6 protein-coding genes are annotated in these 7,524 nt (G+C 51.3%); 4 read left to right on the forward strand and 2 right to left on the reverse strand.

Annotation, left to right across the window (positions count from 1 at the left end):
* Window positions 1-74 precede the first annotated feature (74 nt).
* From JW883_11795 to JW883_11810, 4 genes are all read left to right on the forward strand, one after another.
* Entirely contained in the window at window positions 75-533 is a 459-nt protein-coding gene (locus JW883_11795; GenBank protein MBN1842949.1) for a hypothetical protein, read from the forward strand.
* A 15-nt stretch (window positions 534-548) separates the two neighbouring features.
* Window positions 549-2,339 (forward strand): protein kinase, encoded by a 1,791-nt coding sequence (locus tag JW883_11800; protein ID MBN1842950.1) that lies wholly within the window; start codon window positions 549-551, stop codon window positions 2,337-2,339.
* 41 nt (window positions 2,340-2,380) lie between these two features.
* Window positions 2,381-3,064 (forward strand): FHA domain-containing protein, encoded by a 684-nt coding sequence (locus JW883_11805; GenBank protein MBN1842951.1) that lies wholly within the window; start codon window positions 2,381-2,383, stop codon window positions 3,062-3,064.
* Between the two features lie 83 nt (window positions 3,065-3,147).
* Complete coding sequence (locus JW883_11810) at window positions 3,148-3,822, forward strand: FHA domain-containing protein (GenBank protein ID MBN1842952.1); 675 nt, start codon at window positions 3,148-3,150, stop codon at window positions 3,820-3,822.
* A 60-nt stretch (window positions 3,823-3,882) separates the two neighbouring features.
* On the opposite strand, the gene JW883_11815 is transcribed toward JW883_11810, so the two are convergent.
* A complete protein-coding gene (locus JW883_11815; GenBank protein MBN1842953.1) occupies window positions 3,883-4,590 on the reverse strand; it encodes a formylmethanofuran dehydrogenase in 708 nt (235 codons plus the stop codon).
* A 124-nt stretch (window positions 4,591-4,714) separates the two neighbouring features.
* A complete protein-coding gene (locus tag JW883_11820; GenBank protein ID MBN1842954.1) occupies window positions 4,715-7,252 on the reverse strand; it encodes an SUMF1/EgtB/PvdO family nonheme iron enzyme in 2,538 nt (845 codons plus the stop codon).
* Between the last annotated feature and the right edge of the window lie 272 nt (window positions 7,253-7,524).

The raw sequence follows: 7,524 nt of genomic DNA on the forward strand, positions 1-7,524 counted from the left end.
CACAACTTTGCTCCAATGTAAATTCATAATGAAACAGGAATTCATTTCCCTTTATGACCAACAGGTTGAGAGAGATGACTATGAGTGTTTGGACAAAACTGTGGATACTGGTTTCGGCAATATGTTTGTTGGTTGTGGGGTCGGTTACCTATGTTCAGATACCAAAAAAGTCTGATTACGAGAAAACGAGAGTTCGTGACACTCTCAATGTCCTTATACAGAATATTCCAGAGTTGAGGGATTATACTTGGATTCAACTCCGAGACAGATATAGAGACATTTCAGATGAAGAACTTCTCAGCAAAATCCACGAAACAAAGAGGCGAGACAAACTGGATTTCCGAGGTGTTGAAGATGCATACAGAAGAAAGTTGGACAATCACCGAAATGCAGTACTGAAGTCTCTGGGTATTGGTTTCCTTTTTTGGATAATTCCTGCGCTATGGTTATACGTGCTTGGCAGGGCCATTGGTTGGGTAACAAAAGGGTTTGGGAGGAAAGCCGGGACCCTTGCCTCAGGTGCGAAGTCGTAACGCAATAGACAAGCCATGCAGAAGATCGGCGACTACGAGATCATTGAAAAGATAGGGCTGGGGGGCATGGGCTCCGTTTACAGGGGGCGCCAGGTGTCACTGGACCGTCCGGTCGCCATCAAGGTGCTGTCGGAAAATCTGACGAACTGCACCGAAGTGCTCCAGCGCTTCAAAAGCGAATCACGCATCATCGCGCGCCTCAATCATCCTAACATTATCCACGTGATAGACCGAGGGGTCACACTTGAAGGGATGCCCTATTTTGTTATGGAACATGTGGAGGGCACTGATCTCGGCCAGGAGATCAAAGCAGGGGGTCTCGACACGAACCGAAAGCTGGACCTGACTATTCAGATATGCAAGGCCCTTTCTTATGCGCACAAGAACGGCGTGATTCATCGCGATATCAAGCCGGCCAACGTCTTGATCGACACCGACGGCAACGCACTGGTCCTTGATTTCGGTATCGCCAAGCTCTCTGACAACGGAGGGCCTGACACAGACCACACCCAGACAGACGTCGTCATGGGGACCATCGAGTACATGGCCCCTGAGCAGCGTACGGCCACCCATGCTGTTACTGCCGCCAGTGACCTGTACTCACTGGGCGCTCTCATGTATGAGCTGTTTACCGGAGTCAAACCGCTCGGTCGCTTCCGGCCCCCTTCGGAACTGGACCCATCTGTTCCCCAGCCTCTCGAAGAGGTAATTTTGCGTTGCCTGGAGCCTAACCCGGAGGATCGCTTTGCGTCGGCTGACGAAGTCAAGGACCGTCTTCTGCAAGTTCTTCAGGGAGCGCACCTGCCCAGCGCCCAAAAGGAGCGAGCCAGAATAGGACTGGCCAAAGTGGAAGACAAATTTGGCTTGCTCGATGTCATCAAGGAAGACGATTACGGCGCGGTTTATCTTTATCAAGACAACGTGGACCATAGACTTCTGGTGATAAAAAAGCGAACCAAAACCGGTGCAGGCCTTAGTGAGGCAAAAATTCTTACCAACCTGAAGCATAAAAACATCGTCAACATCCTGGGCGCCTCCGGAGACGCGCGACTGTTCATTATTGTATTGGAGTACCTGAGCGGGGGGTGCCTGAAAGACCGCCTCATACGGCCCTATGCCTGGGCAGATGCACTCAGGATTGCAAAGCAGATATTGAGCGGCCTTTCGTTTGCCCACAGAAACAGGATTGTGCATGGAAACCTCAGACCGAGCAACATACTTTTCACGGAATCGGGAGAGGTCAGGATTACTGACTTTGGCCTGGATGAGCACTACGCTTCGGAGGAAGGCGGTACGAACTGGTATAACGTGTGCGATGAGGACAGGTCGCCCAGTGGAGACATCTTTGCAGCAGGCGTTATTTTTTACCAGATGTTGACTGGTTTGATGCCTGTCTGGAAAGATGCCAAAATTGTCCCCCACAATCAGTTCAACCTACTTCCCATCAAGCTGCAGAAGATGATTACCCGGATGATTTCATGTGACAAAAACGTCCGACACAGTAATTTTGACCAGGTGATCGTGGAGATTGATGGTCTCCTAGCCGCCCATGAAGAGAAAAAGCGGCAACGGAAGGCGCGTCAAGCACAAATAAGGTCTCTCAGAGCGGCCCCTGCCACTCCGCAACAAAGATCAAGGGGGAAGAGACTTTTGCAGACCTTTCTGCTCCTTGGCCTGCTTGTTGTTACCGCCCTGGTGTACCTTAACCATGTCGACCAGATCAGTGTATACATGGATACGATTGCAGTTTTGTGGGGCAAGCTCACGTTGCAATTGGGGTCACTTTTTTCAAAACAGCCGGCCTGACAGCCCGGCTGGCTAACATATTGTTTTCACAGGAGGAAGTCATGGCTGAATGGCATTTGTTGCTGAACGATAGGACCATCGACAAGTTTTGGATAAAGGAAGGGGAGGCTGTAAGCATTGGCAGGGGCAAGACAGCAGACGTCAGCATAGACAACGCCGCAGTTTCAAGACGCCACGCCACGCTTGAAATGCGAAACGGCGAATACTGGCTAACGGACCTGAAAAGTGTGAACGGGACCCGGGTTAACGGGCACAAGGTCGAAGGCGAGACTCCCATTACGGCAGCCGACCGAATCGAGATCGGAAAGTTCCGGTTTGTAGTAGCTCAAACCTCGGAGGACTCTTACCCCGCTTATGCCATGGTGCGAAATTCAGAGGCAGAGCTGGCACGTTTGCCTGATATGCCCACCGATTTCGAAGGCACGGTTTTCGTGGCTCCAAGACGGCTGGCTCTGGTTGAGGGCAAGGCAACACCCGAAAGGCTGTCGCTGAAAGAAAAGCCCGCTGTCACGCTTGGCAAAGATGCTGCCTGTGACGTGTGTGTTCCCGGTGGCAAAGTTGGCAAGATCCAGTGCCAAATTCTGGCCAAGGGAGATCAGCATTACTTAGTACACCAAGCGGGGTGGAAGCGTACGACAGTCAACGGCAGGAAGATTCATGGAGAGCAGAAACTGCACAAGGGAGATATGATCGGAATTGGCGGCTCGAAAATAAGCTTTGAGTAGTCGGGCACGGGAAACCAGGGGCACAGGTGTTATGAAACGCCTCATCAGGGTCGACCGAAATTATGTTTTCACGGGAGAGAGGCATGGCTGAATGGCATGTGACGCTTAACGACAGAATCCTCGACAGGTTCCGGATGGAGGAGGGGGACACTGTAAACATCGGTAGGGGCAAGACCGCAGACGTCAACCTTGACAACGTTGCTGTGTCTAGACACCACGCCAGGCTTGAAATGCGCAACGGCAAGTACTTTCTGACGGACTTGAGAAGTGTGAACGGGACCTTTGTAAACGGGTGCAAGACCACAGACAGTGTTCCCGTAACCGCAGCGGACCGAATCGAAATCGGAAAGTTTCGGTTTGCCTTGGAGCAGGCCTCAAAGCGGGCGCCTTCCCCTGTCATGCCGACTGATTTCGAAGGGACTGTTTATGTCGCCCCAAAGAAGAAACGCAGTAGGATAGCTGATGTGCAAGCCCCTCGCATTACGGTGATCGAAGGAGACGCGACACCGGACCGGTTATCCCTGAAAGAAAAGGAAACCGTAATTTTGGGCAAAGATGTCGCGTGCGACGTCCGGGTGCATGGGTGGCTTATCGCCAAGATACAGTGCTACATTCTTGCCAGGGAGGGCGAGTACTACTTGGCGCACCACGCCGGGTGGAGCCGGACAAGTCTCAACGGCAGAAAAATGCGAGAAGAGAAAAAACTGCACAGAGGAGACGTGATAGGCATCGGCCGGTCGAAATTGAGGTTCGAATAACCCTTAAGACGAATCTCGCCACAGCGGGATGGAGAGGGACTTTTTGCGAAGCCGTCAAGCTTACGGCTCCCATATGGCCTCACCCATTTCATCCTGGGGCAGCCCAGCCTGTGAAATATCGGACCCGATAAGCCCCTCTTCCCGTGCGCACGGAATGCAAAGGAAATCCCCGCCCCTTGTTTCAATCATCCTGGTAGCCATGGTCATCTCTGCACACCGGGAGCATGCCTTGGAAGGGGCCAGGGAGGCATAAGGCGGCTCGGAACACTTGACTTCTATTGTCTCAAAGACCGTATCAAAGGGTTTGGCAAGGAGATCCAGGGCCTTGAGCAATTTCTGCCGCATCCTTTGTTTGACCGTTGCCCTGCCGGCAGCAAAGGCCTCTTCAAGCTCGTCGAACTCTTCCTTATGCTCTCCTTCGTACTCATAGGGGCCTTGACGCGAGAAGCGGAATGCCCGCTTGTCTGATCGATTAAGGACCGTAAAGGCGTTTTTGCCGTAGTCCTTCAGGATGAGGTTGCCTTTCCCTGTTGTCGTGCCAAGCAAAACCTGCAGGGCGTCAACAGCGCACGTGTCGTTTTCGCTGATGACCACTACTTCTTCATCCTTAGAGCGACGAAGACCAAGCAGTTCTTTGGCCTGTTTTGCAATCATGTAGCCATAAACCAGGCCAGGACATATGTGGCCGTGAAAGGCGATGCACCGCTTCAGGTCTTCCGGCAACTGTCGGCGTGTATCTGACGAGCCATCATGATTGATATCGTTCATTGATCCATATACCTTCCTTACCTTCTTGATTTTCAATGCTCCCAATTCCATAACATCGCCAGGGAGAAAAGCAAAGGGATTCCTGAAGGAATGTCGATCGAAGAACCGGACTATAGAGGGTCTCTCAATACGCAACGCATCTGAAACCGAGTATGTTGGATGTGACGTCGGGGCTCACCTTGAAGCGGCTGAACAGGCGTATGTCATTTCCTGAGATCCAGCTTCCACCTTTCACGATACGCCAAATTGGGGTGTTCCCGGCGCTTTGGGCCGGCTGGTAAACGTCTGTGGTCCATTCTAACACATTTCCCAGTGTATCGACGATGCCAAGGTCATTCTTCAGGTCTTTGTATTCATCCACCGGTGTTGCGTCAGCCACAGAGTTCTCCTCAACGTTGCAAGCATTAGTTTTCCACTCGTCTCCCCAAGGAAACACGTATCCGCGCGCAGTTCTGGCAGCGGCCTCCCATTCGTTTTCCATGGGCAACCGCTTGCCCGTCCACGCAGCAAAGGCTATGGCATCTTCCAGGCTGACCTGAACCACTGGGTAGTTCCTCTTCTTATGGAGCGTGCTGCCTAGGCCGGATGGTTGATACCAGTATGCCCCCTTTACGGTTTCGGAACGAACAGTAGCATTGCAGACAAATCTGGCAAAACCGGTTTTCTCGTCCACCTCCTCACAAAAACGACCGTAGTAGACCGTCCCGTAGCCCAGTTTTTCTGCAGTTGTCACATACCCGGTCTTCTCGACAAAAACCTCAAAAAGGGCGTTAGTGACAGGGAATTTACCCAGATAGAAGGGCTCAAGTTGCACCTTGTGCTCAGGTTGTTCATCCCCTTTTGGCGCCTTGCTGCCAATGATATATTCTCCTTCCGGGATGAGGATATATTGGTTGTAGAACCTCTCCATGGCGCCCAGATAGCCGTCAAAGGCTTCGGCCAGGAGCTTGTCTTTATTGGTTTCGTCATCTTCTTCCGGATCTCCGGCGGGAAGACCTGCTTCCTGTGGCTGCTCAACTATCTCAATCTCTTCAAAATCATCGTCGGTTTCAATCTCTTCGACCTCTTCGGTCTCCTCGGGCACCTCGTCGACTTCAACTTCCTCAAATCCATCTTCAATTTCGGCATCGTCGAAATCTGCTTCCGCCTCAACTTCTTCGGGGGAATCAGCTATGTCAATTTCTTCGAGAATATCGTCGATTTTATTCTCATCAATTTCTTCTGCGTCCTCGTCAAGCTCAACCTCTTCCTGGGCCTCAGCGTCATCGAGGTCCTCTGCTACCCCCACTTCCTCAAGACCATGTTCAGCCAATAAAGTCCTTTCAGCCGCAATACCATATTTGCCGCCCGGCTCACCCTCCCCCTTGCCGGGTCCGTAACTCTTCGCGCCTGTTTCGCCCTCGCCCTTACCGAGTCCGTAGCCGTCAACGTCTGATTTCCCTGCCCATGCACCCTCTTGTTCTGCGGCAGTCTCTGAAAGAAAGCCACGTCCTTTAACCGTTTCAGCTAGCCCTGCCCTGGATACCTCAGTAGACCCATCAGTCAGGGCCCTTCCTCCTGCCTGTCTGCCAAATTTCTGCGACAAGCCCTCGATCGTGTTCTTCAGCTCCTCCAACTTACTTAACTCATCCGGACTGACTGCGCTGGTGATAGCCTCCGGACCTGATAATATTGCATTGACGATATCTAGAGCTTGCGTTATTTGCCCCCAAGGAATGGCTACCTCTTCCTCAGGGGCCTCGACTGCAACCTCTTCAGGAGCCTCATCGAGCTCTTCGAAGTCTTCTTCTACCTCTTCGGCTTCTGCCTCGTCTTCCGCTAACACATCCTCAATAATCTCGGCGTCGTCTGCGTCAACCTCTTCCCCGTGATCGGCATCTATATCATCTTCGGGTTCAGCCTCTTCACGGATCTCATCTACCTCAACCTTTTCGAAAACTTCTTCTATCTCGTCATCGTCAACCTCTTCCGCGTCTTCAAGTTCATCGAGTTCTTCCTCTTCAGTTAGAATTTCCTTTACAACGTCAGCAGCGTCTGGTGTCTCCCCATTACCTTCAATGATCTCTTCAGGAGCTTCTTTCGCTTCAGTGACCTCTGGCAGGCCTCTCTCCTGTCCACCTATACCAATTTTTTCCGTCAGCCTCTGTATGGTGTTGCGCAGGTCTTCCAGTGTGGCCACGCCATCGGGAGTCTTTGCATCAGGCAAAGACTCCCTCTTTGATAATACTTCCTTAATGACGCTCAACGATTCGGCTATTTGCCGCATAGAATCAGCTTCGCCCTCTGCGGCGCCAGCGCTAAAGGTCGAAAGGATCTCGTCTTTCGCTTCATCAGACATCACAAATACGTTGTCACGTCCGATGATTACCCCTTCAGGGTTTTTCCCCTCTTTGAACAGTCTTCTTAGATCAGCATTAACAGAGGATTTGGTGCTGCTGAGATTCTTTCGTTTCGCCTTGATAATGCCGGGGTCGTCACCCGTATCCCAAATGGCTCTGACGATCTCTTCAGCGTCAATGCATCGCAGCGACTCAACAGGACTTTTATCTTTATAGAAACCCAGTATGACATGAACAAGTCTACTCTTTAACGCCTGGGGATTTCGGTAGTTGAGGTTTGATATTGCCTCATCTATCCCTTTTACGGATATGACTGCCGCCACAAAAAACCTCCTGTGTCTGGACCGAAATGGCGTTACTAAGGACCGCCTGTGGCCCGGGAAAAAGCAAGAAAACCTTTGAATACAAAGAGCACAAAATATGCCAAGAGGCTCTTTCTATAAACGCTAAGTTGTTTGGTAGACGTTCACAGGTTACATTCATGCCGTACGGAATTGTTTTGAAAGATGAACGTCGAACATCGAACGTCCAACGTCGAATGAAAAACGAATATCCAATACCGATTCAGCCGTCGTAGCTAAAGCTACTATGGCGA

This window comes from Deltaproteobacteria bacterium (assembly GCA_016930875.1).
Classification (GTDB): domain Bacteria; phylum Desulfobacterota; class Desulfobacteria; order Desulfobacterales.

What these genes read in the sequence shown, in the direction of transcription:
- JW883_11805 (MBN1842951.1), top strand. Translation starts at nt 2,381, where the DNA reads ATGGCTGAATGGCATTTGTTGCTGAACGATAGGACCATCGACAAGTTT.
- JW883_11815 (MBN1842953.1), bottom strand. Translation starts at nt 4,590, where the DNA reads ATGAACGATATCAATCATGATGGCTCGTCAGATACACGCCGACAGTTG.
- JW883_11810 (MBN1842952.1), top strand. Translation starts at nt 3,148, where the DNA reads ATGGCTGAATGGCATGTGACGCTTAACGACAGAATCCTCGACAGGTTC.
- JW883_11800 (MBN1842950.1), top strand. Translation starts at nt 549, where the DNA reads ATGCAGAAGATCGGCGACTACGAGATCATTGAAAAGATAGGGCTGGGG.
- JW883_11795 (MBN1842949.1), top strand. Translation starts at nt 75, where the DNA reads ATGACTATGAGTGTTTGGACAAAACTGTGGATACTGGTTTCGGCAATA.